Here is a 25,565-nt window from a genome sequence, read left to right on the forward strand (position 1 = left end):
ATAAGCTAGCTCATAAAGTAAAGAATGTTTTTCGGGCCCCATAAAAGTGCCTGAAATCAACTTTGAAGCTGACCTTCACTTTCATGGGATATTTACCTCGCACACAAACGAGTATCACTGTTCAGTTTTCAAGGAACTTCTTTTATTTCGCCTCTTTATTAGTGGCGACTTTATAAAATTATCATAAACAATTTTAGGTGTCAATATCTTTTGTTCATTTTCTTGAACAAAGTTTACATTAACAAAAATAAAAGCCCGTAACGGCGGACTTTTGATAATTTATCATAGTTAACAATCCATCGGCAACAAATTTTATAGAATAAATTGCTTTATAATAACAAGTGCGACCAGTCCCGGAAAGCCCAAAAAACCCGTAATCGTAACAGTAACAGGGTTTACAGGGATTTCAAAAGAAAAAGACTCGGCAACAAGGTTAAAAAGAAAAAGAATGATACTTCCAATCACAACGTTCCCTAATCCCCATCCAATCCATTTTACCCACCCCCATGCTGACTGGTTCATTAAAAGAAAAACCAACACAGCCACCGCCACGACAAGTCCAATTGTTAAATTATCCATTCTTCCGCTCCTTTCTTTAATTCTATGGGGATCATGACCATGGACTGAAGATCTACTTACATTTTATTGAAAAAATAAATGAGCACAGTAATCGTATTATTTAGCGCATGAAACATAATGGGAACCCAAATGCTTTGGTAATAATGGCGTAAAAAACCTAAAATCAGTCCCATTATAAATAGCGGTGGAAACAAAACAGGATCTACATGAATCGCGCTAAATAATAAACTGGAACCCAATATACCAGCCAAAGCACCAAATCGCTCTACCAACGCCGTTTGCAACACACCGCGAAACATCGTCTCTTCGGCCACCGGCACAAACAAACCAACAAGAATAATTTCAATCATACTTGCAAACCAGCTAACATTTTTGGCCTGCAATACCTCACCGGAAATTTGTTCTTCCCGCCAAGAATCCAATTCAAAATTAAAATAATCAGCTATCGGTACTGTAACCACCAAATCAAGCAAAAACGTAGAAAATAAATAAAAAATAATGATGACCCAAAGTAATTGTTTACCTTTAGCAGGGCGAACAAATCCTAAGTCACGCATTCTGTCCTTAAAAAGTAAAAGCGCCAACAACAGCATTATGAACTGCGACAAAAATGCTTCAAAAAATCCCCAGATAAAATGTTCGGAGAACCAAGGGTATTGAAAAAACAGATAAAGAAGGGAGATAATTCCGTGAAAGATCTGATATAAAGCGAAATAATACATAGCATATCTTCCGGAAACTCCTGTTTCCCAACCAAGAAATTCATTTTTCCTCATTTTTAACAGGGCGGGAATAAAAAAGAAAGCAGGAATAATACTTAAAAATAAAGTACTGACAAAAAGAAAAAAACTAAATAAGGTTACTTCTTCAGACGATTCTACACGCCATTTCCCTTGCTCGGTGGGCACCCACTGCAAAAATGAAAACTCAAGCCCTATGCTGGACGCATAACCCGCCAGCAATAGCAAAGCAAGAAAAAAAACGCTATTTTTTTCCCACCGTTCATTTCTGTTCACATACTCACCTCTCTATACCCTGTATCAGCATATTTATTCACTTGTCCAACAAAAAGAACAAACATAAAAATAAAAAGCGGCGTTTCAACAAATACTGGTCCCTGATCCTCAAAGAGGATGACCACAATGTTGAACATACCGCTTTCTTTTGAAAAGGATAGCACTTCTATAGCTCTCGTCTTCCTTCCAGCGCTTTCGAAATGGTCACTTCATCTGCATACTCCAAATCTCCGCCAACCGGGAGGCCATGAGCAATTCGAGTGACACGAATGCCAAACGGTTTCACCAATCGTGAAATATACATAGCCGTCGCTTCTCCCTCGATATTGGGGTTGGTGGCCAAAATCAGTTCTTTTACTTCCTCATTTTCTAGGCGGCGTAACAACTCTGGAATTCGGATATCTTCCGGCCCTATCCCCTCCATAGGGGAAATCGCGCCGTGCAATACATGATAATATCCATATATTCCCGCGTTCTCTCCATCGCAACCAAATCTTTCGGTTCTTGTACAACACAAATTACGGACTGATCGCGAGATGTATCGGAACAAATCCGACAAGGATCCACGTCGGTAATATTCTGGCACACAGAGCAGTACACCAAATTTCGCTTAACATTTACCAATGCCTTCGCGATCTCTAAGACATCATCTTCTTTCATACCCAACACAAAAAAAGCCAGACGTGCTGCCGTCTTTGGCCCAATGCCTGGCAATTTCATAAATCCGTCAATCAGTTTCGCTATCGGTTCGGGATAATACACGTAGGTCTCCCCTATATCTCAGATTAGAATAATCCTGGTAGCTTCATGCCTCCGGTAAATTTACCCATACTTTTTGCCACCAGTTCATCAGCCTTGTTCATCGCTTCTGTAACCGCAGCCAGCACCAAATCTTCCAACATTTCTACATCATCGGGATCTACAGCTTCCGGTTTAATTTTTACCCCCAGTACTTCTTTATGACCATTGACCGTCACGGTCACCATACCGCCGCCGGATGTGCCTTCCACCGTCTGTTCCTTCAACTCTTCTTGCGCTTTTTGCATTTGCTGCTGCATTTTTTTTCATTTGTTTCATCATGTTTTGCATATTTCCGCCACCAAACATATTGTTTCCTCCTAATCTTTTATATCTACCAAGTCTTCACCAAACAACCTTACCGCTTCCTCCACGATAGGATCAGGTTGCGATTCCGCTTCTGTATCTTGCTTCGCTCCCCCTTCGGTAGAAACAGCCAAAGATTCACTGATTTCTTTCCATTGATTCTCCATTAACGTAAACAATTCAATGGGACGGTTGATAAATCCTTTTACAACTTCTTCAATGAGCTGCTTATTCAGTTCACGGGCCGTTGTTTCGCAATGAATCACGCTTTTAAAACAAACGACCAATCCCGTCTGAGATAACGCTACAGGACGGCCGTCCAGAAGCCATGCATGTAGACGAAAACTTCTCGCTTTCACCTGCTGGAGAATATCCGGCCAAATGGCGCATAGCCGTTTAAGTTGAGGTTCAATGGAATTGGCTGCTACTTCCCGGATTCGCGCGGTCGGAATTTTCACAGTCGGCTGCATGCTAGAACGTCTTGTTTCCCTGCGAGACGTAGAAGCCAAAAAGCTTGCCTGTCCTGTAGCGCCTCCTTGTTCCAACTGTTTAACCTGTTTCTCTAACATATGAATACGCCGCTTTAGTTGCTCTACATCTTCAGATAAACCTTCCGTCTCAGCAGCGGAAACCTGGCTTTCACCTTTGCTCTGACAAAGCTGAATCAGAATGAGTTCCAGCATGATTCGAGGCTGACTCGCCCGTTTCATGTCATGTTTCGCTTGATTCAGCCTTTCAATGATAAAAAACAAGCGGGAACGATCAAACGTATCCCCAAGCCCCTTAAATTCGGGATCAAGTATCATACGATCCTGAATCTCTTCCAATTGAGGCGCCGTCTTATAAAGTAGAAGATCACGAAAATAAAACAATAAATCATCCAAGAACTGATCCGGACTCTTACCGTTCTGAACAAGGCGCTGTACAATATCCAGCACGTCGGAAGCGGAACCTTCCTCAATACTTTTGGCTGCCTCCGCCAGCATCGTATGCGGGGCAGCGCCGGTAATCGCCATCACATCTTCAAGTTCAATTCGCTCGCCGCCGAATGAAAGCGTCTGATCAAGAAGACTGAGTGCATCACGCATACCGCCCTCCGCCATACGCGCGATAAACGTAAGCGCCTGGTCAGAAACCTGCACATTCTCCCCGGAAATCGCCTGCTTCATCCGTTTCACAATTAACGCGCTGCTAATACGCCGAAAATCAAAGCGCTGGCAACGTGAAATAATCGTGGCTGGAAGTTTATGTGGGTCGGTTGTAGCCAAAATAAAAATAACATGAGCCGGTGGCTCTTCTAACGTTTTTAATAACGCGTTAAACGCTTCCGGCGTCAGCATATGAACTTCATCAACAATATATACTTTATACCGAACTTGCGTTGGCGCATACTTCACTTTGTCGCGGATATCGCGAATCTCTTCAATACGGCGGTTGGAAGCGGCGTCTATTTCCATGACATCAACAACTGAGCCTTCCGTAATCCCACGGCAGGCAGCGCATTCGTTACACGGCTCAGGTGCGGGTCCTTTCTCGCAATTCACCGCCTTGGCCATCACTTTGGCCGCGCTCGTTTTCCCTGTTCCCCTTGGTCCATTGAATAGATAAGCATGGGAAAAACGCTGTTCTTTAAGCGCATTCTGCAAAGTCCGCGTTACATGCTCCTGGCCTACAATGTCCGCAAACGTCTGCGGACGCCAAATTCGATACAATGCTTGGTAAGCCATTTTGCATCTCCATCTTTCCTGTGTGCATCTATTACAGTCTGCAAACTTCCATTACTCTATACAAATGCAAAAAAATGCACAGCCAATTAAAATTTTATGCGACTTTCATTATACCACTTTCTTTACTCGTCGGAAAAGGGAAAGAGAAAGCGGCTAGCAAGAAGGAAGGAGAACATGAAAAATGGTTCCGTAGCCTTTGTTCGACACTCGAATGCTACCACCCATGTCATGAACAATCTTCTGACATACAGGCAAGCCAAGACCTGTTCCTTCTTCCTTCGTTGTAAAAAAAGGCTCGAAAATTTTATCAGCTAAATATGGAGGAATACCAGGCCCAGTGTCATGGATGGTGATCTCTACATAACTATCCGTATGGAAAAGCCGGATGGTAAGCGTCCCCTGTCCTCCCATCGCTTCGATTCCGTTCTTCGCAATATTCAAAAAAACTTGCTTCAGCATCTCGCTATCGCCCATAACAAGCGGAAGTGGACTTTCTTTTTCCACCAATACTTCCACTCCGTGCAAAAGAGCCTCATTCTCAACAATAGGAAGAATTTCCATAAATACCTGCTCTACATCAACCAGCTTGTACTGAATTTCTTTCTGCTTGCTTAAAAGCAAAAATTCGCTTACCAATTCATTGATACGCTTGATTTCAGTCAACATAATGTCTGTATAACCCTTCTCTCTTTCCATTCCTGCTTCTACAAGCGATTTGCGGATCATTTGCAGAAATCCGTTGATGGAAGTTAACGGATTGCGTATTTCGTGGGCCGTTCCAGCAGCAATCTGACCAATCATGGCCAACCTATCGCTCCGCTCGATTTTATCTTCTAGAGAGCTCATATTTGTCACATTTTTAAAAATATAATATCCGCCCGTAATCTCCCCTGCTGCATCTCTTAACACATTAGAGTCCACAATCAATTCGAAGCGTTGATTGCCATTAAACCAGGAATAGGCTTTGTCGGAAACGGTAACTCCTTTTAGCAAAGCTGAAGAAATAACCCCCTGCTCTTCCTTCATTCCTGGAAACGCATCCTCAATGGTGCGGTTAATTACATGACACTTCTCTACGCCAAGTATCTTGCAGGCTTCCTCACTAATTTCGGCGATACAAGCATCCTCATCTAATATAATAATTCCCAGATTAATGTTTTTGATAATTTGCTGGTAAAAACAAGATAACAGCGAATGATTGGTGTTCTCCTGGATAGTGGGTAGAGTAATATAATGCGCCTCTTCTCCTCTGGAACTATAGCTGTAAATCAGTATATCACATGCACACGTTTTCCCGGAGCGTAACTTCAATAAGCCGCGCGGCACACGGTTTGACTTTTCGCTCATAATCCGAAAATGCTCAAGCCATGCACCAAAAGAATCTTTCGTCACAAACAAATCATAGTGGGTCTTCTTCTTTATTTGTTTATACGTATGACCAGTTGCCTGAAGCAATATCGAATTCGCTTCTATCACCCGCCCCTCCTTGTCGAAAAAAAAGGCGGCGTAAGGAATACTATGTAAGTGACACATTAACTCATCCATACCCATTCTTAACTGCAAAATGTTTCCCGGCATCTTATCTCTCACCCCATCTCCGGAGATATTTACCATATTCATATATTCTGTTTATTTCTACAAACTCCTTTTTTGGGGCTTGGCTTTATTTATGAGAAAAACTCCTAGCGCTTTTATACGCTAGGAGTTTTTATAAAACTAAAGCCGCACACCTGCCGTCGATACGCTCATCCGGGCGAATCCATGTAGTTAGCTCAAACCAGGCTCCCCTACGGCACACGAAATGATCCACTTATGGCTGCTTCCTTCCGGACCTGACCAGGTTCATGGGTTTCCGTTGCGCAGGACCCGGTTCTCAACACCACTTTCACAGACCTGACCCCACATGAAACGCACCTCGGGCAGGAATTCAACCCCGCTATAGCGGATTGCGGGTGCAGGGCACCGCTACCTCCCCGTCTAGTACGGCAAACTTATACACAATGTTTAGTTGCAGCATCGCTGCCTAATTATCTTATCAAAAAAGAAAAGACCGCGCAAGCCATACCCAAGCGACTTGCTCCTGTAAGTTATGGCACAGCAAAAATATCTTGTCTTGTTTACTTTTCTTGTTCAAGTTTGTCGAAGTTAACCAATTTATTAATTTCCTGAATCATCGCCGCAGCTTTATCAAATGACCCTTTCCCATTCGTAATATATGTATTTATCTCGATAAGCAGCCCGGTGACTTCCGGAAGTTCGAGCATATCCATATATTTTTGCAGTTCAGTTGTCCGTTTCATAATATCAAACGCCAATTCTGTTGAATACGGCCGCTTTGTCATCTCCGCAATTTCTTCGGTCATGACACGCACAATAGGAGCAATTTGCCCACGAAAAGGAGAGGCGCCCTCAGGTATTTTGGTAGCACGCCCTTCACGGTTAATTACAATTCCGTTCGTATATTTCGCATCTCCGGTAAATGGATCAATGGACATTTTATCAGGGCGTCCTTTGCGCGGCTGTTCCGCAGGTTTTTCAAAAGGCTGTTCGATAATGGAAAAGGTATCTTGTATTTTTTCCAAACGAGGATCCGAAACCGGAATTTTGGGCTTTTCCACTTTTTGATACACAAGGCTTTTGCGCATTTCTGCTTCAAATTCGGAAGGTGTAGCATTCTCGTCGATGTTGACTTGATAAGGCGGCTCGTTTATAGACCCAATATCTGTAATGTTTTCATCGTCCGCCTGCACATTCTGCATAATAGACGACACGATAAAAATTCCGACACTAATAACGGATGTTGCAACAATCAAGGATAAAACAATGCTTCTCTTTCTCATGTAGATTCTCCTCTTTCGCCTTTCTCAAAAAGGAAAAGCCATTCTTCCTCTAAAGAAATTCTTACATGTTTCCGCATTTTAGTCCAGAAATTTTTTCTCTTTAATAAGTCAATAAAGTTCCCGACGAGGCAAATTTCTTGGAGGCTCTCCTAACCATTCTGTATGTCTTCTAATAAGCCATGCCTTCCGCTAAGCCGATCCAACAAATTTTTCGGCAGATTTGTTCATATGTCAGCATATTGCCTTTGATCCATAAACTGAATAAAGTCGTTGATATACTGAAATTTATATGGAATTCCTTCCTCAGTGAAACTTAAAAGGACGTCATGTTTACATTACTTTTCCTAGCTATAATGTTTTAGCAATTGGAAATCCTACCTAATGGAATTGTAGTTATCATCAATTGTATTTTATAAAACCCTGTAAAGAGGCGAAATGTGATCATGATTGAACATTTATTAGAACTTTCCCATGTATTCAATCGCAATCGGGATAGAATCCGTATCTTTATGGACATGCTCTCTCCCGTGATTGCTCAAGCTCAAGACGAACATGAGCGCCTTTATTTTCATCACATTTACGAAGAAGAAGAACAACGGCTAGAACGGCTTGATGAACTTATGCCTAAATTGTCCCGCTTTTTAAATAACGAGCAGACGATTCGCATCACAAATCAAGAGTTCATTCATCTTCTCCAAGATATAAACCTGGAAAAATTGGGTCTGCACAACTTTTTGGAGCATCTGGATTTAGCGATGTACCACTTTAAAGACGAGGAACATAACCAAATGCTACATTCCATGTTAGAGCAAACAAAAGCGGATTATTTATGGGTAAAAAAAATTCTTTCTCTCATGAACGAGAATTTTCCTTCTAATAATTCCGTATCCGTCAAGGAATCAGAAAAGCATAATGTATTAACAGCAGCCCATGATCATGAACATGAAGCGAAAGAAAAAAAAGAGGCTCATCTTTCAGTCCCTGCGGTAAATTCAGCATTTCCTAAACCAAGCCTTTCTGTACGCCACAAGAAAGGATTAACCGTAGGAAGTCTTAAAACGTTACGTTAACATCAAACTAGGAGGTTTCAACATTATGGACAAACTAAGAAAGTTCCCTGATTCTCCTCTGACCGAACAGAATTGGAATAGAATGGAAGAAATCGTAATAGAGGCAGCCAGAAGACAGCTTATTGGTCGCCGTTTCATTGATATTTACGGGCCATTGGGAGAGGGAATTCAAACTGTAAATAACGATATCTTTGAGGAGCCTCAAGATGGAGGAATCAGCCTACGCGGAGAATCTTTAGAGCTGTCCCAGCCTACTCGTCGGGTCAATTTGTCTATCCCTATGTTATATAAAGACTTTATTCTTTACTGGCGTGACCTAGAACAAGCAAAAACGTTAGGAATCCCTATTGATATGAGCCCTGCTGCGAACGCCGCCGTCCAATGCGCCCGTTTGGAGGATAATCTTATTTTTAACGGTTCTCCTCAATTTGAACTTTCTGGACTCATGAACGTCCCGGGTCGTCTTACCCACATCCGTGGTGAGTGGATGAAGTCAGGACAGGCTTTCGAAGATGTGGTTGAAGCGATTAGCAAACTACAGCAAATGGGATACACCGGCCCTTATGCTATGGTCTTATCTCCTGAACTCTACTCCCTTCTTCACCGCGTTCACCCTGGAACCAATGTCTTAGAAATTGAACACGTGCGCGAACTCGTAACGGACGGTGTATTCCAATCACCAGAAATTAAAGGAAAGGCTGGCGTGATTGTAAATACGGGCCAACATAATTTAGATCTGGCCATTGCCGAAGACTTTCACACCGCTTACCTTGATACCGAGAATATGAATCATTTGTTCCGGGTACACGAAGCAATTGTTCTCCGTATCAAACGCCCCAGTGCAATTTGCACTCTGGAGGATTCTGACAGTTAAAACAAAATCAAAAGAGGCACCTTCACAGGTGCCTCTTATCTTTTTTTATGCTATTCTTATCCGATTTCCCCTTTTTTTGTCTTCTCTCCTTGGTTCCATAAAGGAGAGATCAACCTCATTGGCAGCTACATTCACTCCAATATCATCTACCAATTGTTCCACTTCTTTTCTGAACGTTGGGGTACAGCTTCCTGCATTTGCTTGAAGTAACTTTTTTAAGTATTTTAGCTTTTCAACCGTTTTGATCTGTCTATAAGATTCATTTGACATTTCACAAATGCGCTTATGAACCGGTTCTAAAATAATGCTGATTTCATCGACATGAGCAATAAATTGCTTTCCTTGCTCTGTAATAAAACCTACAGAATAAATGGCGTTACCAGCCATTTCAATACTCGTGATCACGGCATTCGGGAATTGTTCTCCACTGCGCAAGCGAAGGTATTCTACCTCAATAACTCCGCCCAGTTTTCTCTCATTAGACAAAACAGTGTGGATATCCATCAAACCTTTTACTTGATACCCCATTGCTGTCCCCCTCTATTACTCGTAAGCGCTTTTGTTGATATTGATTCTCAGTTTCATACTACTAAAGGACAGGACTCTTGTCAATAGTAAGAATCATTCTCGTCCCTTCCAATCCGTAGAAGTCAAAAATAACATATTGGTTCAACTAACAAACCACGTATGCTTCTTACGCCCAATACGGTTGTCACGTACATTCATTTTTTCAACAAAAAACCTCCTTCCATGTTTATCCATGTTAGGAGGCATATTCATAACATATATGTAACTGTAGAAAAATAGTTCTCGCTCATTCACCTTGCTAATTTTCGGATGAATCAGTCGCCTCGATTTCAACTATATCAACGTATCGCTTCCTGAATACACTAGCGTTCAAAAATGTTGATTTATCAAGCTTTGCATATGATATGTATGGCGGAGATGGAGGGATTTGAACCCCCGCGCGCCTTGCGACGCCTAACTGATTTCGAGTCAGTCCCCTTCAGCCGGACTTGGGTACATCTCCGCAAAAACTAAAACATGGAGTCTAGAAATTATGCTAGCATAATCTCTTCGGAAGAATCAACCCTCCACTTTCCTTTGCCACAAAATAACGATACATATACATAATTTGTAACATTGTCGTTACAATAAACAACGACATTTCCAAGTCTGATACGAACGATTACCTTAATTATTCAGAGATTACAGACCGACCTGTTTGGCTTTCGGCGTACTGGCTATCATATTCATCCAGCAATAGTGATCCCGTTCCAAACTTCCAAAGAAGTATAAAAAATATAAATTTATGCCCTCTTGCATAAAGAAAGTACTTTTTATACCTAAATCTATAAGTATTGATTTTCCTCTTCTTCCCTTTTATAATAAAAAATGAATTTGAACTGACTAGTCAGTATAAAATGAGGTGGACAAAAAAATAATGCGCGCAAAAACGAAAGAGCTAATTTTCCAAGGAGCGCTTAAAGCGTTCGCAGAAAAAGGCTTTAACGAAACGACAATGGAACAAATCGCCGAAATTTGCGGCGTGGCCAAAGGCACGCTCTACTACAACTTTAAGACGAAAGAAGACCTGTATATATTCGTTATGGAATCCGGCGTCCAGAATTTTATAGGCATGATTCATGATTATGTGGACGTAGTGAACAAAAACGACTTCCGACAACGTGTCATTCGGTTAATCGAGGCTCATTTGGACTTTTTTCAGAACGAACAGGACTTCTGTCGTTTGCTGCTCAGCCGAAGTTGGGGCACACAGGAACGCCACCATACCATCCGCTACGTGCTGCAGGAATACTTCGTGCTTCTGGAACAAGAACTGCAAACGGCGAAAGAAAAAGGTAAGTTGCCGTCAAATATTGAAGTGAACGCCGTCGCCAGCAGTTTCTTCGGCATGATTGGTTTTACGGCTATGCGCACCATCATTCACGAAGGAACGCTCGACAATCCGGGACTGCGCTATAGCCTACAAAACTTGGCCCTCCATATGTTGGGCATTTTCGAAGAAGATTAATTGTAAAGATAAATAAACAGAGGTGGGAGAGAAATGAAAGCTATCCGTATCATTATGTTCAGCATCATGGTACTGCTGATCGGAAGCGGTGCGTATGCTCTGTCTTCTTACGGGGAAACAGGCCGCATCAAAGCGGCTTCTGTCAGCCAGCCAATCTCATATGTGGAAGCGACCAACATGAATGTAAGCTTTAAGATGAGCGGACGCATCAGCGAAATTTATGTTAAAGAGGGCGACCACGTAAAAAAAGGGCAGCTTCTGGCCCGTCTAGAAAGCAAAGAGCTACAGGATAAGGCGGCGCAGGCGCAAGCGACTCTAAACAAGGCAAACGCCGGCGTTGAACAGGCACAAGCCGCTCTAGAGGCAGCAAACGCCGGCGTTAAACAAGCGCAAGCAGGTGTATCGGCAGCTGAGGCGAAAAAGACGCAGGGCCAAAACGCGGTTAACGTAACCGCCCAGACAGCCGAACGCAAAGTCGCGCAAGCACAGGCGGCCGTAAAAGCTGCGCAAGCGCAACTGGACGCACTAAAAAATGGGGCCCGTAAAGAAGAACGCGAACAGGAAAAAATTAAAGCTAGTGCTGCGAAAGAAGCGTTCCGTATCGCAGAAGATAACTATAACCGTATGAAAACTCTATTTCAACAAGGCGCCGTACCGCAAGCGAAAGTGGATGAAGCAAAATTGAACTATGAGAAAGCAAAAGCGGAATACGAAGCAGCGCAAAAGCAATTGGAAATGGTACAAAACGGTCCGCGTCCAGAAGAAATCAAAGCCGCTGAAGCGCAGCTTGAACAGGCGAAAGCCGCAGCGGCACTGGCGGAAGCAAGCAAAGGAGAAGTTAAACTACGCGAAAGTGATGTGCAAGCGGCAGAAGCAGGTATTTCTCAGGCGTCGTCTTCCGTTTCTTCAGCTCAAGCCAACGTTACCAAGGCGCAAGCGACTGTGAACGAGGCAAATGCCAGCGTTGAACAGGCACGAGCGGCGCTGGCGGAAGCGAAAACATACCTTAGCTATACGGAACTCCGTGCGCCGAGTGATGGGATCATTACCTCTCAATCAGCACAAATCGGTGAACTGGTAGGAGCCGGTTTCCCGGTATTTACAATCGAAACAACACAAGATCGCTGGGCCAAATTCTACTTCCCAGAAACCGAGCTCAGCACCCTTAAAGTCGGCGATATTGTGAATATGAAACTGATTTCAACTGGAAAAATGGTTAAAGGGAAAGTTACCGTCATCGAACCAGCCGCCGATTTTGCGATTCAAAAACCAAGCCAAAAAATGGGGGATACGGATATACGCTCGTTCGGCGTAAAAGTTACGTTAATCAATTTGCCGGATACCGTAGCCACGGGTATGACGCTGCAATGGCAAGGTAAAGGGGCGAAGTAACAATGCAATCTCCGCTCAAAGTGGGAGACATTATCCGCGAAGAGTGGCTCAACATTCTTCGCGACCGCCGTCTCTTTGCCATTCTATTTCTGGTACCACTGCTTTATACAGCGCTATTCGGCTACTTGTACAGCACCCAGCGTCTCGTTGACATTCCAACGGTCGTCTTCGATGGCGACAATAGTCAGTTGAGCCGGCAAATCGTTCAAGCTTTCGAGCAAACCGAGGCATTTCATATTATCAAGCACACGTTATCGGAAAACGAAGTGCAACAAACGATAGAAAGCGGGCAAGCACGCGTTGGAATTATCATTCCAAATGATTTCTCCACGCGCTTAAAGCACGGAGAAAACGTACCGGTATTAACCTTGGTGGACGGCAGCAATATGCTCTTCTCCAACTCCGCTACCCGTGCGGCCAACCAGGTAGTTACGACGTTCAGCTACGGGGTGTCTTCTGTTAAACTTAAACAACAAGGATTGCAGGACGAACAAATTGCGGCGACTTTCGCGCAGATTCCGTTCCGTTCCCGCGTTCTGTATAACCCGCTGTTTAATTATAACGAGTTTCTTGTATACGGCCTTATTGGTGCTATCCTTCAGCAGGTGCTTCTGCTTGGCGTAGCACTGACTGTGACACGGGATAAAGAAAAAGGCATCTGGAACCGTTTCGCAGTATGGCGCGGCTTACCCTGGAGAATCGCGTACGCGAAGACCGCTCCGTACTTCCTTATCGGACTTGTGAACAACGTCAGTGCATTTGCACTTGCGCTGTACGTGTTCCACCTGCCTTTCCGGGGTTTATTCCTGCCTGCATTTGCATTAGCAATCAGCTTTGTGTTCGCTCTGCTCGGCATCGGATATTTGGCGAGCCTCTTCTCCGGGAATCAAGTAGGATCGACCCAGATTACGATGCTTATCGCGGTACCATCCTTCCTTTTATCCGGCTTTACATGGCCGTTTGAAGCAATGCCGCACTCCTTGAACGTATTGGGGCACCTGCTTCCGCTCACATATTTTCTGGATGGGGTACGCGAAATATTTATCAAAGGACATGGTTTCGAAGCGATATGGCGGGATTGCGTGACGCTCGGACTTATGGGGGCCGTTACGTACTTTATCGCTTTCGTGATTACTCCGCTTTTTGTGAAGGCGGAAAATCAAGCTGAAAAGCAAGAAGAAGTGCGCCAGCCCTTTTTCCCTGCTTGATTACGGTAAAGACGTTGCCTAATACTGAAAAGCGCGAAAGGCCAGCAATAAGGCTTTCGCGCTTTTTTGATCAGCTTATTCTGTTTTCTTTTTTCGTTTTTCCCGCAAAGCGCGAAAAAAATCTTTCAGCAATGCGCTACACTCCGCTTCACAAATTCCCTGCACCACTTCTACCTGGTGATTAAAACGTTCTTCCTGAAGCAAATTCATCAAACTGCCGGCGCAACCTGCTTTCGGGTCCATCGCACCGTACACAACGCGGGGGATACGCGCCTGCACAATCGCACCCGCACACATTGGACATGGCTCCAATGTGACATACAGCGTTGTTCCAAGCAAACGCCAGCCGCCTAGCGTTTCGCTCGCTTCCTTTATGGCGATAAGTTCGGCGTGCGCAATCGGGTCTTTTGCAGTTTCCCGCAGATTGTATCCCCGGCCCACCACTTTACCGTCTCGCACAATGACGGCACCAATCGGTACCTCGCCAAGCGCTTCCGCTTTTTTCGCCTCTTCAATCGCGAGACCCATATAGTATTCGTCACTCATCTATCTCACCATCGTATTTTCTTTTCATTCCGCTTTATTTTCGCAATTTCTCTAGTCCCCTGTCAATTTTTATACTGCTATTAAGCTTTAAAGCAACATAAGGGGATTTACCCCTACCACGAAAAACGACCTCCCAACTAAATGAGAGGCCTAGCGCATATCACTATTTTTTGATTGTCAATCCTGCAAAAAGTAAAACACGCGCCGGAGCTGCTTCCGTCTCAAGCACTTTCAGCGGTGCCGCTACCATAAAATATTCTCCCTCCGGCACCTCGCCAAGACGCAATCCTTCAAGAATAATAACACCGGCTTCGAACAATGTTTTATGTGTGGGATGGCCTGGCTGATCGCGCTCGATACCAAGCGCGTCAATTCCTACGCCACGCACCCCAATATCCGCCAGGTAACGGGCTCCATCTTCCGCGAGATAAACAAAATCGACCGTAAAATTATCTGTTAATGAGTTGTATGTTTTCAACAAAACAAACTCGTCTTTTTGCAATTGAAATTTCTCAAGATCTGCGCGCGTAATGCCGCCATTTACTTCCGTCACGTCAAGCACGCGGCAAAAACCCGACAGACGCTCTACCGGAATATCCGCCATCGTACCGCCATCAGGCAACATATGCAGCGGAGAATCGACATGCGTTCCTGTATGCATGTCCATGTCAATCCGTGATTCCCGGGCAGAAGACCTATTAAAATCCTGAACTACCCGGATATGGGGCTGCTTTTCTTCTTTATTCTTATACACTGGCATACCATGATAAATCGGCATTGATATGTCATATATTTTGTACATCGCCATTATTCCTCTTCTCTTTGATATTTCGGTCGTTCCACCGCTCTGATTGTTTTACGTTCGCGATGATCGCTTCCTGTCCACCAGCGTTTCCCGTCTTTCTGCAACAACTCATGTGCTTCCACTGGTCCCCATGTACCCACTTCGTATTCCGCAAGCGAACACGGGTCTTTATCCCAGGCGCAACGGATCGGATCGATAAACTTCCAGGCGAGCGCTACTTCGTCCCAGCGCGTGAAAAATGTAGAATCTCCCAAAATCGCATCATGAAGAAGACTTTCATAAGCTTCTGGTGAAGCGGCTTCGCAATCGTTGCAATACTCCATCCCAATCGGAATAATTTGACTGTCTGTGCCCTGCTTTTTCGCATTTAACAACAAAGTAATCCCTTCGTTCGGTTGAATACGAAAAATAAGCAGATTCGGCATTAAATCGTTATTTTTATTAAAGTACAACCGTTTCGGCAACTCTTTAAACTGAATCACAATTTCCGTTAATTTCTCCGGCATTCGTTTGCCTGTGCGGATATAAATCGGAACATCCGCCCACCTGAAATTATCAATATAAAGTTTAGCCGCTACGAACGTTTCGGTTGTGGAGGCCGGATTCACATCCGGCTCTTCCCTGTAACCCAAAAATGACTTTCCACCTATTGTTCCGGCAATATACTGTCCCCGTACAATGTGCCTGTCTACCTCTTCCTCCGAAAATCTACGCAGCGCACGCATAACCTTTACTTTCTCATCCCGGATCGCCTCTGTTTTCAAGCGGCTCGGCGGTTCCATGCAAACCATCATGACCATTTGCAGCATATGATTCTGCACCATATCGCGGAGCGCACCCGCACGATCGTAGTATGATGCGCGATCTTCTACTCCCACCGTTTCGCTGGCCGTAATTTGAATATTATCAATGTGACGGTTATTCCAGAGCGGTTCAAACATGGAATTGGCAAAACGGATAACCTGAATGTTTTGCACCATTTCTTTCCCTAAATAATGATCAATGCGGTATATTTCTTCTTCCGCAAACGATCGTTTAATTTCTTCATTTAATGCTTCGGCGGACGTATAGTCGTGACCGAACGGTTTCTCAATGATCAAACGCTTCCAGCCTTTTGTGTTCGTCAGACCACTTTCTTTCAAATTAGTTGCCACCGTACCAAATAGCTGTGGCGCGATCGCCAGATAAAACATGCGATTGCCCGGCAATTTGTTCTCTTGCTCTTTCGCTTCTACCAACGATCGTAAAGCAGCATATTTTGCAGTATCTTTGACATCGAACGATATGTAAGAAAATCGAGCGGCAAACTGTTCCCATTCTTCGCCTGCACACAATGAAAGTCTGCTGAATTCTGCAATCGAATTCTTTACCCAAGTACGGAATTCAAAGCTATCTATATTTTTACGTCCAACACCAATTACCGCAAAATTGCACCGCAGTTGTTTCTCACGGTATAAGCTATATAAAGCTGGAAACAATTTACGCTTTGCCAGGTCTCCTGTAGCACCAAAAATGGTGAAAATAAAGGAAGGGATTGTTTCCTGTTGCGTAGACAACGACCGCACTCCTCACTTCGGAAATTTTTCCTCAAAAATATTCATCGTATATTATATCCTGTTTTCTTATTACGAGAATTACAATTATTTTACCATGTTGAACTTATTTCAGCCATTCACCCTATTGGTCGAACCAGCGAAACATCTGTGTACCTCAAGAAGGGAGATAATTGATGGAGAGAAAGTATACAATAAAAAAACGAGACCCCAAGCTTATTGGGATGTCTCGTTTTTCTCCGCTTCCTTGTATGTTTCCTGTTCGCCTTCATATGCCCGCCAATACAAACCGACGAAACTCAAGTAGTGCCTGTGCGAATGGCTCTATCTTCTCCAGCATGATATAATGCCCTGCTCCTTCAATGACTCTAGTCTGTACATTCGTATTTGCTGCGACCGCTTTTTCCAACGCGCCTTTCGGCAGCAATTTATCTTCAGATCCATATACCGCTAAAATCGGAATGTTCAGTTGTTTAAACGTGTCTTCCCCTTTGTATTGATTGCAAGCAAAAAAATCATCATGCACAATAGAGGTTTCTACCCAGCTGAGCTGCTCTCGCTCTTCTTCCCACAATTCAATGGGCGTCTCTTTTCCATAAGAAGCTTTAAATAAAAATTCTGGGAAACTACCGGCCACAAGTTCTTCAAGGATTTTCGGATGAACCGGCATCTCATAATGACTTGCGTCAAGCACAAGCCCTTTCACATTTGGATTGCGGGATGCCATTTCAATTCCGATCATACCACCCATCGAATGGCCGACTACAATCACATCCTGTCCGCCAATCTGCCCGCTTACCCAATCGGCGTACTCTTCAATGCTTTTGCAGCGCATGTTCGTATTTTCACCATGACCGGGCAAATCAAGCGCAATGCAGGAAACTCCGTCCATTCTTTCTACGAGTCCGCGAAATTTTGCTTTCGTTCCGCCCGCACCGTGAATCAATACAAAAGGAAGCTTTCCGGATTGGCTCATCGTTTTCCCCCTATAACAATGATTTTGAAATAACTACGCGCTGAATCTGGTTCGTGCCTTCGTAAATCTGGGTAATCTTCGCGTCACGCATCATGCGCTCTACCGGAAAATCCTGAATATAGCCGTATCCGCCCAGAATTTGCACCGCATCTGTCGTAACCTTCATCGCGACATCGGAAGCAAATACTTTCGCCATAGAAGCCAGGCGCATCAACGCCGGTTCTTTCCCCGTGCTTTCGAGATTATCAAGCGCGCTGGCTGCCCGGTAGACAAGCCCCCGCGCCGCTTCTATCTGTGTCGCCATGTCCGCCAACATAAACTGAATCCCCTGGAATGAGCCGATCGGGCGTCCAAATTGTTCGCGCTCTTTGACATATTCAAGGCAGACGTCCAGCGCCCCCTGTGCGATGCCGAGCGCTTGCGCACCGATACCTGGCCGGGTCTTATCCAGCGTTTTCATCGCCACAAGAAATCCCTGGCCTTCCTCTCCAATAACATTTTCCTCCGGTACACGACAATCTTCGAAGAATAATTCCGCTGTCGGCGATCCTTTAATTCCCATCTTCTTTTCGATCTTTCCTATGCTTAATCCAGGTGTTCCTTTTTCGATCAAAAAAGCAGTAATACCTTTATCCGTCTTCGCAAAAACCGTATATATATCGGCGATGTTGCCGTTTGTGATAAAGCATTTTTGACCGTTTAGCCGGTAGTATTTCCCGTCTTTTTCTGCCCTCGTTTTCATACTTTTTACGTCAGAACCAGCGCTCGGCTCGGTCAGTCCGAAGCAGGCAAGCTTCTTCCCGGTCGCCAAATCAGGAAGAACCCTCCGCTTCTGTTCCTCGTTTCCGCTCAGCAATACTGGAAGGGAACCCAGTTCCTGCACAGTGATGATCTGGGAAGAAGAGGCGCACACACGCGCCACTTCCTCGACAATCAAGCAATAACTCAACAAATCAAGCCCGGCTCCGCCATATTCTTCCGGCAGATTAGCACCGATGTATCCATACTCGCTCAGCAAATCCTTAATATCAAACGGATATTCGCCTTGCTCGTCGATTTCCGCCGCACGCGGCTTGATTTTTTCTTGTGCCAGCTTATGAATTTCCCGCTGAATTTCCTTCTGCTCTTCCGTTAATGCGAAATTCATCATCTTACTTCGTTCCCCTCGTGTAATCATAGAATCCTTTTCCGGTCTTGCGTCCAAGGTGACCCGCGCGTACCAGTTTGCGCAGCAGTGGCGCGCTGCGATACTTCGAGTCTTGTGTTTCTTCATACAGAGAGTCTTGCACATACAGCAGCGTATCGAGACCGATAAGATCAGCCAGCGCCAGCGGCCCGATCGGATGGTTCGCGCCAAGCTTCATGCCCTTGTCGATGTCCTCGGCGCTTGCCGTCCCTTCCATCAACACGAAAATCGCTTCGTTAATCATTGGAACGAGAATACGATTTACCGCAAACAGCGGCGCTTCTTTAACATCGATTGTTTCTTTGCCCATCTCTTCCACAAGAGCCTTAGCTTCCTGGTATGTCTGCTCTGTTGTGCTCTGGCCACGAATAAGCTCTACCAGCTTCATGACTGGCACCGGATTGAAGAAATGAACGCCGATGACTTTTTCCGGCCGATTCGTTACGCTGGCGATTTCCGTTACGCTCAAACCTGAAGTGTTCGTCGCGAGAATAACATCTTCGCGTACAATCTCATCCAATTTCTTGAACACTTCTTTTTTCAATTCCATATTTTCGCTGACAGCTTCAATAATGAAATCAGCGTCTTTAAGGCTGTTCCAATCTACTGTCGTTGTCAACACGCTTTCCAGTTCTTTTTTCCGCTCTTCCGTGAGGCGTCCCTTTTCAATGCTACGGTTCCAGTTTTTCTGAATGCCCGATAGTCCACGGTCAAAAAACTCTTCTTTCTGTTCTACAGCCACTACCGTAAAGCCGGCTTCCACTGCCGCCTGCGCAATACCTGAGCCCATTGTGCCGAAACCGATAATCCCGATTTTTTTTGCCATATTGTTTCTCCCCCTGTTTTTATTATTTATTCTGGAACCTAGGCTCCCTGCGTTCAAAGAAAGCAGCGACCCCTTCGTTCTTGTCTTCCGTTAGACAAATCTCACCGAATGCCTGCGCTTCCATCTCCAATCCTTCACTTAACGATGCTCTCAGTCCGTCATCAATCACCCGCTTTGCCGCACGAACGGCAAGCGGTCCGCGCTTCATAATGATACCCGCCCAGCGCTTCGCTTCTTCAAGCGCGTTTTCTTCCACTAGGATCTCTACTAGACCTATACGATACGCTTCTTCAGCAGAGATAAATTCACCGGAGAAAATCAACTGTTTTGCTTTGCCTGGCCCAACTAAGCGTGCAAGACGCTGCGTTCCGCCATAGCCGGGAATGATGCCAAGCTTTACTTCAGGAAGACCAAGCTGGGACTTGCGGCTCGCCACGCGAAAGTCGCAGGCCAGCGCCAGTTCAAGACCACCGCCCAGCGCAAAACCATCAATCGCTGCAATTACCGGCTGCTTCAATTCCGCAATGCGCTGAAAAATTCGCTGTCCTCGCCGGCAAAGTTCGATGCCATCTTCCTTCTTCAATTCCGGAAACTCTTTAATATCCGCACCGGCTACAAATGCTTTGTCGCCCGCACCACAAATCACCACCACATCGCAGCTATCGCCGATAGTATGTAAAATTTCGTCCATCTGTTTGAAAAAGGCTTTGTTTAATGCGTTTACCGGGGGAGCATCAATCGTAATTAGACCAAGCCGGTTATCTACTTCCCAAGTTACTTTCAATTTTCCGCACCTCCATAACGTCTATTACTTATCTTGGTTCAGCATTTATGATTCAAAAGCAATAATGGTGCCAATTTTAAAAATTTATCGCCCCTAGAAAAATAGTAATTTATATAAAAAGGAAACAAAAAATTTGTTTCATTAAGAAACGAATTTGTTTCCTTTTTGGATTATCAATTCCTTAAAGATACAGATTTAAAGCCATTGCTTATTGTATGTTGTACTTTTTTAACCTTTGATAGAAAGTTTTGCGACTAATACCTAGCCTTCGAATTGCCTCCGTGCGAGTCCGGCTTGTCCTAAGCACTTCTTCCAGCATTTCTTTCTCTGTTTTTTCAATCAGAGCTGGAAGATTTAAAGCATTGGTGCCGGACGCATACTGTCTCGATGGCTCTATGGGAGATTCGCTCAATACGCTTCCTTCCCGCACAAATGGCGGGACATCTTCCGGCACAAAGTAAGACTTGGAGCATACAGCAATCATACGCTCCAGCACGTTACTTAGCTCACGGACATTTCCCGGCCAATCATATCGTTCAAAAATTTCGTATACTTCTTGGGTTACGGTAACTTGCTTGCGATACTTCGATTTTAATTCACTTAAAATATTATTCATCAAAATAGGCAAATCCTGTTTTCTCTCCCGTACCGGGGGAATATGGATCGGCACAATATTCAATCTATAATACAAATCTTGACGGAATTTCCCTTCCCGCATTAATTTCTGCAAATCGCGGTTCGTGGCTGCAATGATGCGTATGTCAAGCGGATATATCGTCGTGCCACCTACTTTGATAAACGCTCTTTCTTGCAATACTCGAAGGAGCTTGGCCTGAAGAAAAAGCGAAAGCTCGCCGATTTCGTCAAGAAACAAAGTTCCGCCGTTCGCCAGCTCAAATAACCCGCGCTTTCCACCTTTGCGGGACCCAGTAAACGCGCCCTCCTCAAATCCGAACAGTTCGCTTTCAAATAATGATTCCGGAAGCGAGGCCATATTAATTGCGACAAACGGTTTATCACCGCGCGGGCTCGCCTCATGAATCGCACGGGCAAACACTTCTTTCCCTACACCGGTTTCCCCGAACAACAGTACTGTCGCTTCCGAATCAGCCACCTTTTTCGCCATTTCAACTGCCTGCCGCATGCCGGGCGCATGACTTTCTAGCAACGAAAAAATTTTTTGGTTTAGCTGTTTCTCAAGCTGTGTAGAATATGTTTTATACCGCTGCAATTCCTCCTGCAAAGCGTAGAATTCGCTAATATCCTTCATGATCGCGACCGCTCCGATCAACTCCCCTTTTTCAATTAGCGGAGTCATATTAGCAAAAATATGAATATTAAGCGAATCCAGATAGCTATAATCATTAATCAACGGCTGTCCCGTTTTAAGAACTTCCAGAATCCGCGCTTTCGGTTCGACTTTGCTAAGTTTTTTGCCGATAATTTTGTGCACAGGTACACCGAACTGTACCGAATAAGCGGTATTAACGTATACGATGGTGCTATCTTTACTGATAACTAGTACTGCGTCATGCATTGACTCAAGTATGGAAAGCAGATGATTCTCCAGCTTCACTGTCCTCATCCCCCCTTTTTTTCTATGATATATCATCTTGAATTTTTCAGCATTTGTACGCTGGTAGATGAAGATGATCATTATTTATATACACATACAGGGAGAAAGTAACAAATAATGAAAATTCCAAATAAAAAAACTATGAATTTCTTGAAAGTTCCTTATGGACATCTTGTTTGATTAAATTATAATGAGATATAGTGTAATGATTAAATAAGGCAGGGAATTCAGATGGAACGATTAAAGTCGGCGCTTACACTATTCATGACCATGTCACTTATTGTTTCAGTATATGTTCTTATTTGTCTTGGCATTTCATACATTTAACTTTCCTTGCTTACATTATACAAAATAAGGTGGTTCTCTCCAAAAGAGGCCACCTTATTTCTTATTCCTTCCATATCCTTCACCCTATCGTTTCCTCTCCGTTCTTAAAACGGAGCGTTTTTTCTTTATCATAAAAAAACAGGCGGAACAACGAAGCTCCAAATGATTTGACTGAAAAATCTGTGTCTTTCTGACTTTCATATCTTTTTTTTACAAACTCGATGACCGACTTTGGAATTCTCTGCCGGGCAATAAAACGGTAAAATAAACGATATCCTTCTTTCAAATGCTCCCAGCGTTGGTCGCTGTCCTCTTTTACATACTCGGAAACGTCAATTAATTTCACACCCGACTTCTGCAAAATAATATTTTTTAGATGAATGTCCCGTGGATTTAACCCTACACTGCGCGCATAGCGTATCGCTGCGTCCACTTCTTCAATAACCCAAGGGGCAATATAAATTCCTCTTAAGAGACAGTCATACAAATTGAAACCTTGTTCGTAGCTTATCACAATAAAGTTATCGCCTCTGCCGTAAAAGCGAGGAAAATATGAGGTTTCTCCCAAGCGGCGGTACGCTTCTATCTCATTCGCCAATTTTTCTTCCCGGCCCGCCGCGTACACTTTAAATGCATATCTTCTGTGTTTCCAGTACACAAACACAGCCGCATCCGTCCCGCGTCCCACGCACTCCATCTCTTTCGGCACATACGCAATATGCACAAGTTCATTCCCATCAACCGGGACAATTTTAATTTGCTCGATCAACGGAACGATCGGTTCCCACATCATACGCAACAACCTTTCCTTCGCTGTTGTTTGTATTTCTGTAACAAAAAAGACCTCCGCACACCGCCAAGAAACGCCCGGGCAATGTGTGAAGGTCTTGCATACCCAATGGTTCAAAAAGGGCTCGGCATACCGAGCGATTGCATCGCTGTATTGACGATATGCCGACCGGATTGTATCCGGTAGCTACTCCCCTAATTGGAGTCAGATTTATGTCTAACTCCAATCACACTCATATACATTACATGTCATGCCTTAACAACATTTTGTGGTTCGATAATTATTATATCACACTATCCTATTGCTTATAAGGTAAAAAAATGATCTAGCACATTCTTCCATTTTCGGCTTAAGGCTGACTCGCTCCTCCGTCCCAGGACGTAGAAAAAATCAAACGGACGCCTGTTATAGTAAAAGTGCTTGTCAGGTTAAGATAAACTCAAGAAACGGAACATGAAACAAAAAATGAAGGAGGAAAGGGAATGAAAAAGAAAGGCTCCTATCTTTTCGGGATGGGATTAATGGGATTTGGTGCCATTATGCTACTTGGCATCCTCAATCTCGGGTTTCTAATTCCACTATTCATCGCCGGATTTTTCATCTATACCGGCTGGAATCTTATCAAAAAAGCCCGGGGAAAAGCAGCGGTTACTACAACCAATCCGTTATACGATATGATGCCACGCCATCCCTATGAAACCAAACAGGTCGATGAATTAGATTTATGGGAACAAAAAATAAACCAAGGAGGAACAAATTCATGAGTATTTTAAAACGTATGCGTAATATTACACTGGCAACTATGAATCAAGTATTGGATCATGTAGAAGATCCAGTGGCGATGCTAAATCAATACATACGGGATATGGAAAGTGAAATCTCGCAAGCAGAACTCGCGATCGCCCGCCAAGTAGCTATTGAGAAAAAATGGAAAATGATGCTCGATGAAACGGAAGCACGCATCGAAAAACGCAGTCGTCAGGCTAAACTGGCAGTAGAAGCCGGAGACGAAGCCATTGCCCGCCGTGCGCTGGAAGACAAATTAATCTGCGAAAGCAAAGCAGAAGAGTACCGCAAGCAATACGAAACCGTCCGTGGGCAAACCAATGTTCTGCGCGGACAACTACAGGAATTGAAAGATAAATTCTATGAAATGCGCAACAAGAAAGCTGCGCTTATTGCACGAGCTAACGCTGCGCGAACAACCAAGCGAATGAACGCCGCCCTTTACTCTATTGACACAGAAAACGTGACCAAAGGATTTGAAAGAATCGAAGAGCGTGTCATGATGATGGAGGTGGAAGCGGAAGCCGGACAACACATACGCGCTGCCCACCTCTCGCTCGAAGAGCAGGAACGCCAAGCTATCCTCAACGCCAAAGTGGAAGAAGAATTGAACAAACTTCTTCAAAGTAAAGCATAATCGGGTTTAATAGGATGGAAAGAAGATGCAATATAAAGACTGCCGAGGGAATGTCCCTGTGGCAGTCTTTATTTTTATCGTCCGTTAACCGCGTCTTTTAATGCTTTACCAGGAGAGAATGCCGGTACTTTTGTCGCCGGGATTTCGATTTCTTCCCCTGTTTGCGGATTGCGGCCTTTACGAGCTGCGCGATGGCGGCTTTCAAAGTTTCCAAAACCAATTAATTGCACCTTTTCGCCAGCTTTCAGTGCTTCCGCAATAGATGTCAGGATCGCATCAACCGCCTGAGATGCTTGTTTTTTCGTCATCTCTGTAGATTCTGCCACTTTCTCAATCAGCTCTGTCTTGTTCATACATATCCTCCTTTATAATAAAAGTTTTGATGGAATCTTTTATTATATACTCATTCTTTCAAAATACAAGCAATTTTAAACATGATTTAGAAGATAAAGCCAATTTTTTTGCTGTTTTTAGCGTACTTGATACCCAAATCTTCCAATTCTCTGACAATATCATTCTCCTGCTCTTCTATCATCATACTTGCCAATAAGCAGAATGACAATAATATTTTCGAATTCAAAGATAGCGAATGATTGCTTTGCAATGTCAGGATAAGCTCTTTCTTCATACACTGCCATAAAATCAAAAAATCTTGTGGAAAAGGGGGGAAATGATATGGTGAAAGCAGGAAAAAAGTCGGCCACTAAACATAAGTACGGACAAATCCCGCCAGAAGAACGTTATAAATTTACGATGAAAATTGTCACCTCAGACAAATGCATCGTCTGTAAACAACAATGCGAACGTGGTCTGACATATATTGAAAAAATGTCGCAGCCAGGTGCCATCGGCTATGGAGTACCCTGCATTTTAACGAAAGGAAAAGCCTACAAATAAAGAAAACCCGGCATACAAACAAGACAAGGTC

General features: G+C 44.0%; 25 protein-coding genes, 1 tRNA gene, 1 other RNA gene and 2 pseudogenes. 8 read left to right on the forward strand and 21 right to left on the reverse strand.

Features of this window, described 5'->3' with window-relative positions:
- Nucleotides 1-312: 312 nt before the first annotated feature.
- The 8 genes and pseudogenes from ACH33_RS00005 to ACH33_RS00040 form a co-directional block, all read right to left on the reverse strand.
- Nucleotides 313-579, reverse strand: a complete 267-nt coding sequence (locus ACH33_RS00005) for a pro-sigmaK processing inhibitor BofA family protein (RefSeq protein ID WP_057897160.1) — start codon at nucleotides 577-579, stop codon at nucleotides 313-315.
- A 56-nt stretch (nucleotides 580-635) separates the two neighbouring features.
- Nucleotides 636-1,595 (reverse strand): CPBP family intramembrane glutamic endopeptidase, encoded by a 960-nt coding sequence (locus ACH33_RS00010; RefSeq protein WP_062731140.1) that lies wholly within the window; start codon nucleotides 1,593-1,595, stop codon nucleotides 636-638.
- Nucleotides 1,596-1,761: 166 nt separating this feature from the next.
- Nucleotides 1,762-2,357, reverse strand: a pseudogene (gene recR / locus ACH33_RS00015) (recombination mediator RecR).
- A gap of 23 nt (nucleotides 2,358-2,380) precedes the next feature.
- A pseudogene (locus tag ACH33_RS00020) lies at nucleotides 2,381-2,702 on the reverse strand (YbaB/EbfC family nucleoid-associated protein).
- 11 nt (nucleotides 2,703-2,713) lie between these two features.
- A complete protein-coding gene (gene dnaX, locus ACH33_RS00025; RefSeq protein WP_057897164.1) occupies nucleotides 2,714-4,426 on the reverse strand; it encodes a DNA polymerase III subunit gamma/tau in 1,713 nt (570 codons plus the stop codon).
- Between the two features lie 153 nt (nucleotides 4,427-4,579).
- On the reverse strand, nucleotides 4,580-6,046 hold the full coding sequence (locus ACH33_RS00030; protein WP_236781931.1) for a PAS domain-containing sensor histidine kinase: 1,467 nt from the start codon (nucleotides 6,044-6,046) through the stop codon (nucleotides 4,580-4,582).
- Between the two features lie 102 nt (nucleotides 6,047-6,148).
- Nucleotides 6,149-6,412: signal recognition particle sRNA large type (gene ffs, locus ACH33_RS00035), an RNA gene on the reverse strand.
- 131 nt (nucleotides 6,413-6,543) lie between these two features.
- Complete coding sequence (locus ACH33_RS00040) at nucleotides 6,544-7,266, reverse strand: hypothetical protein (protein ID WP_057897165.1); 723 nt, start codon at nucleotides 7,264-7,266, stop codon at nucleotides 6,544-6,546.
- 443 nt (nucleotides 7,267-7,709) lie between these two features.
- On the opposite strand from ACH33_RS00040, the gene ACH33_RS00045 reads away from it, so the two are divergent.
- Both ACH33_RS00045 and ACH33_RS00050 read left to right on the forward strand, forming a co-directional pair.
- Nucleotides 7,710-8,336: an IMEF encapsulin system ferritin-like cargo protein gene (locus tag ACH33_RS00045; protein WP_236781992.1), complete on the forward strand. Its 627-nt coding sequence runs from the start codon at nucleotides 7,710-7,712 to the stop codon at nucleotides 8,334-8,336.
- Between the two features lie 25 nt (nucleotides 8,337-8,361).
- Nucleotides 8,362-9,210: a family 1 encapsulin nanocompartment shell protein gene (locus ACH33_RS00050; protein ID WP_057897167.1), complete on the forward strand. Its 849-nt coding sequence runs from the start codon at nucleotides 8,362-8,364 to the stop codon at nucleotides 9,208-9,210.
- A gap of 45 nt (nucleotides 9,211-9,255) precedes the next feature.
- On the opposite strand, the gene ACH33_RS00055 is transcribed toward ACH33_RS00050, so the two are convergent.
- Together ACH33_RS00055 and ACH33_RS00060 are read right to left on the reverse strand one after the other, a co-directional pair.
- Nucleotides 9,256-9,738, reverse strand: a complete 483-nt coding sequence (locus ACH33_RS00055) for a hypothetical protein (protein ID WP_057897168.1) — start codon at nucleotides 9,736-9,738, stop codon at nucleotides 9,256-9,258.
- A gap of 409 nt (nucleotides 9,739-10,147) precedes the next feature.
- Nucleotides 10,148-10,240 (reverse strand) — tRNA-Ser (locus tag ACH33_RS00060).
- A 414-nt stretch (nucleotides 10,241-10,654) separates the two neighbouring features.
- Here ACH33_RS00060 and ACH33_RS00065 point away from each other — a divergent pair.
- The 3 genes from ACH33_RS00065 to ACH33_RS00075 are packed head-to-tail and all read left to right on the forward strand — an operon-like array spanning nucleotide 10,655 to nucleotide 13,845.
- Complete coding sequence (locus ACH33_RS00065) at nucleotides 10,655-11,245, forward strand: TetR/AcrR family transcriptional regulator (RefSeq protein ID WP_057897169.1); 591 nt, start codon at nucleotides 10,655-10,657, stop codon at nucleotides 11,243-11,245.
- Between the two features lie 33 nt (nucleotides 11,246-11,278).
- The gene (locus ACH33_RS00070; protein WP_057897170.1) at nucleotides 11,279-12,637 is read left to right on the forward strand and encodes an HlyD family secretion protein; all 1,359 of its coding nucleotides are present in this window, start codon (nucleotides 11,279-11,281) and stop codon (nucleotides 12,635-12,637) included.
- A 2-nt stretch (nucleotides 12,638-12,639) separates the two neighbouring features.
- The gene (locus ACH33_RS00075; protein ID WP_057897171.1) at nucleotides 12,640-13,845 is read left to right on the forward strand and encodes an ABC transporter permease; all 1,206 of its coding nucleotides are present in this window, start codon (nucleotides 12,640-12,642) and stop codon (nucleotides 13,843-13,845) included.
- Between the two features lie 75 nt (nucleotides 13,846-13,920).
- Here ACH33_RS00075 and tadA read toward each other — a convergent pair whose 3' ends face one another.
- The 9 genes from tadA to ACH33_RS00120 form a co-directional block, all read right to left on the reverse strand.
- A complete protein-coding gene (gene tadA, locus ACH33_RS00080) occupies nucleotides 13,921-14,391 on the reverse strand; it encodes a tRNA adenosine(34) deaminase TadA (protein ID WP_057897172.1) in 471 nt (156 codons plus the stop codon).
- Between the two features lie 163 nt (nucleotides 14,392-14,554).
- Complete coding sequence (locus ACH33_RS00085) at nucleotides 14,555-15,193, reverse strand: cyclase family protein (RefSeq protein WP_057900183.1); 639 nt, start codon at nucleotides 15,191-15,193, stop codon at nucleotides 14,555-14,557.
- A gap of 5 nt (nucleotides 15,194-15,198) precedes the next feature.
- The gene (gene zwf, locus ACH33_RS00090) at nucleotides 15,199-16,752 is read right to left on the reverse strand and encodes a glucose-6-phosphate dehydrogenase (protein WP_082705815.1); all 1,554 of its coding nucleotides are present in this window, start codon (nucleotides 16,750-16,752) and stop codon (nucleotides 15,199-15,201) included.
- A 265-nt stretch (nucleotides 16,753-17,017) separates the two neighbouring features.
- Nucleotides 17,018-17,725, reverse strand: coding sequence for an alpha/beta fold hydrolase (locus ACH33_RS00095; protein ID WP_057897174.1), 708 nt, complete (start codon nucleotides 17,723-17,725; stop codon nucleotides 17,018-17,020).
- A 10-nt stretch (nucleotides 17,726-17,735) separates the two neighbouring features.
- Entirely contained in the window at nucleotides 17,736-18,872 is a 1,137-nt protein-coding gene (locus ACH33_RS00100) for an acyl-CoA dehydrogenase (RefSeq protein ID WP_057900184.1), read from the reverse strand.
- Nucleotides 18,873-18,876: 4 nt separating this feature from the next.
- Entirely contained in the window at nucleotides 18,877-19,737 is an 861-nt protein-coding gene (locus ACH33_RS00105; protein WP_057897175.1) for a 3-hydroxybutyryl-CoA dehydrogenase, read from the reverse strand.
- 22 nt (nucleotides 19,738-19,759) lie between these two features.
- Nucleotides 19,760-20,521 (reverse strand): enoyl-CoA hydratase/isomerase family protein, encoded by a 762-nt coding sequence (locus ACH33_RS00110; RefSeq protein WP_057897176.1) that lies wholly within the window; start codon nucleotides 20,519-20,521, stop codon nucleotides 19,760-19,762.
- A gap of 208 nt (nucleotides 20,522-20,729) precedes the next feature.
- On the reverse strand, nucleotides 20,730-22,097 hold the full coding sequence (locus ACH33_RS00115) for a sigma-54 interaction domain-containing protein (protein WP_057897177.1): 1,368 nt from the start codon (nucleotides 22,095-22,097) through the stop codon (nucleotides 20,730-20,732).
- A gap of 406 nt (nucleotides 22,098-22,503) precedes the next feature.
- Nucleotides 22,504-23,217 (reverse strand): serine/threonine-protein kinase, encoded by a 714-nt coding sequence (locus ACH33_RS00120; protein WP_057897178.1) that lies wholly within the window; start codon nucleotides 23,215-23,217, stop codon nucleotides 22,504-22,506.
- Nucleotides 23,218-23,696: 479 nt separating this feature from the next.
- Between ACH33_RS00120 and ACH33_RS00125 the strand changes: the two genes are divergently transcribed.
- Together ACH33_RS00125 and ACH33_RS00130 are read left to right on the forward strand one after the other, a co-directional pair.
- Nucleotides 23,697-23,978 carry a hypothetical protein gene (locus ACH33_RS00125; protein WP_057897179.1) on the forward strand — a complete coding sequence of 94 codons (282 nt, stop codon included), beginning with the start codon at nucleotides 23,697-23,699 and terminating at the stop codon, nucleotides 23,976-23,978.
- Nucleotides 23,975-24,637 carry a PspA/IM30 family protein gene (locus ACH33_RS00130; protein ID WP_057897180.1) on the forward strand — a complete coding sequence of 221 codons (663 nt, stop codon included), beginning with the start codon at nucleotides 23,975-23,977 and terminating at the stop codon, nucleotides 24,635-24,637. Before ACH33_RS00125 ends, ACH33_RS00130 begins: the two co-directional genes overlap by 4 nt.
- 74 nt (nucleotides 24,638-24,711) lie before the next feature.
- Here the strand turns inward: ACH33_RS00130 and ACH33_RS00135 are convergent, their stop codons facing one another.
- On the reverse strand, nucleotides 24,712-24,990 hold the full coding sequence (locus ACH33_RS00135; RefSeq protein WP_057897181.1) for an HU family DNA-binding protein: 279 nt from the start codon (nucleotides 24,988-24,990) through the stop codon (nucleotides 24,712-24,714).
- Between the two features lie 159 nt (nucleotides 24,991-25,149).
- A complete protein-coding gene (locus tag ACH33_RS20295) occupies nucleotides 25,150-25,275 on the reverse strand; it encodes a hypothetical protein (protein WP_257721581.1) in 126 nt (41 codons plus the stop codon).
- Between the two features lie 37 nt (nucleotides 25,276-25,312).
- Between ACH33_RS20295 and ACH33_RS00140 the strand changes: the two genes are divergently transcribed.
- Entirely contained in the window at nucleotides 25,313-25,534 is a 222-nt protein-coding gene (locus ACH33_RS00140; protein ID WP_057897182.1) for a hypothetical protein, read from the forward strand.
- The last annotated feature ends 31 nt before the right edge of the window (nucleotides 25,535-25,565 follow it).

It is taken from the genome of Aneurinibacillus sp. XH2 (assembly GCF_001439585.2).
Classification (GTDB): domain Bacteria; phylum Bacillota; class Bacilli; order Aneurinibacillales; family Aneurinibacillaceae; genus Aneurinibacillus; species Aneurinibacillus thermoaerophilus.

What these genes read in the sequence shown, in the direction of transcription:
- ACH33_RS00050 (WP_057897167.1), top strand. Translation starts at nt 8,362, where the DNA reads ATGGACAAACTAAGAAAGTTCCCTGATTCTCCTCTGACCGAACAGAAT.
- ACH33_RS00075 (WP_057897171.1), top strand. Translation starts at nt 12,640, where the DNA reads ATGCAATCTCCGCTCAAAGTGGGAGACATTATCCGCGAAGAGTGGCTC.
- ACH33_RS00055 (WP_057897168.1), bottom strand. Translation starts at nt 9,738, where the DNA reads ATGGGGTATCAAGTAAAAGGTTTGATGGATATCCACACTGTTTTGTCT.
- ACH33_RS00085 (WP_057900183.1), bottom strand. Translation starts at nt 15,193, where the DNA reads ATGTACAAAATATATGACATATCAATGCCGATTTATCATGGTATGCCA.
- ACH33_RS00070 (WP_057897170.1), top strand. Translation starts at nt 11,279, where the DNA reads ATGAAAGCTATCCGTATCATTATGTTCAGCATCATGGTACTGCTGATC.
- ACH33_RS00105 (WP_057897175.1), bottom strand. Translation starts at nt 19,737, where the DNA reads ATGGCAAAAAAAATCGGGATTATCGGTTTCGGCACAATGGGCTCAGGT.
- tadA (WP_057897172.1), bottom strand. Translation starts at nt 14,391, where the DNA reads ATGAGTGACGAATACTATATGGGTCTCGCGATTGAAGAGGCGAAAAAA.
- ACH33_RS00095 (WP_057897174.1), bottom strand. Translation starts at nt 17,725, where the DNA reads ATGAGCCAATCCGGAAAGCTTCCTTTTGTATTGATTCACGGTGCGGGC.
- ACH33_RS00040 (WP_057897165.1), bottom strand. Translation starts at nt 7,266, where the DNA reads ATGAGAAAGAGAAGCATTGTTTTATCCTTGATTGTTGCAACATCCGTT.
- ACH33_RS00135 (WP_057897181.1), bottom strand. Translation starts at nt 24,990, where the DNA reads ATGAACAAGACAGAGCTGATTGAGAAAGTGGCAGAATCTACAGAGATG.
- ACH33_RS00100 (WP_057900184.1), bottom strand. Translation starts at nt 18,872, where the DNA reads ATGAATTTCGCATTAACGGAAGAGCAGAAGGAAATTCAGCGGGAAATT.
- ACH33_RS00130 (WP_057897180.1), top strand. Translation starts at nt 23,975, where the DNA reads ATGAGTATTTTAAAACGTATGCGTAATATTACACTGGCAACTATGAAT.
- ACH33_RS00005 (WP_057897160.1), bottom strand. Translation starts at nt 579, where the DNA reads ATGGATAATTTAACAATTGGACTTGTCGTGGCGGTGGCTGTGTTGGTT.
- dnaX (WP_057897164.1), bottom strand. Translation starts at nt 4,426, where the DNA reads ATGGCTTACCAAGCATTGTATCGAATTTGGCGTCCGCAGACGTTTGCG.
- ACH33_RS00140 (WP_057897182.1), top strand. Translation starts at nt 25,313, where the DNA reads ATGGTGAAAGCAGGAAAAAAGTCGGCCACTAAACATAAGTACGGACAA.
- ACH33_RS00030 (WP_236781931.1), bottom strand. Translation starts at nt 6,046, where the DNA reads ATGAATATGGTAAATATCTCCGGAGATGGGGTGAGAGATAAGATGCCG.
- ACH33_RS20295 (WP_257721581.1), bottom strand. Translation starts at nt 25,275, where the DNA reads ATGGCAGTGTATGAAGAAAGAGCTTATCCTGACATTGCAAAGCAATCA.
- ACH33_RS00065 (WP_057897169.1), top strand. Translation starts at nt 10,655, where the DNA reads ATGCGCGCAAAAACGAAAGAGCTAATTTTCCAAGGAGCGCTTAAAGCG.
- ACH33_RS00045 (WP_236781992.1), top strand. Translation starts at nt 7,710, where the DNA reads ATGATTGAACATTTATTAGAACTTTCCCATGTATTCAATCGCAATCGG.
- ACH33_RS00120 (WP_057897178.1), bottom strand. Translation starts at nt 23,217, where the DNA reads ATGATGTGGGAACCGATCGTTCCGTTGATCGAGCAAATTAAAATTGTC.
- ACH33_RS00125 (WP_057897179.1), top strand. Translation starts at nt 23,697, where the DNA reads ATGAAAAAGAAAGGCTCCTATCTTTTCGGGATGGGATTAATGGGATTT.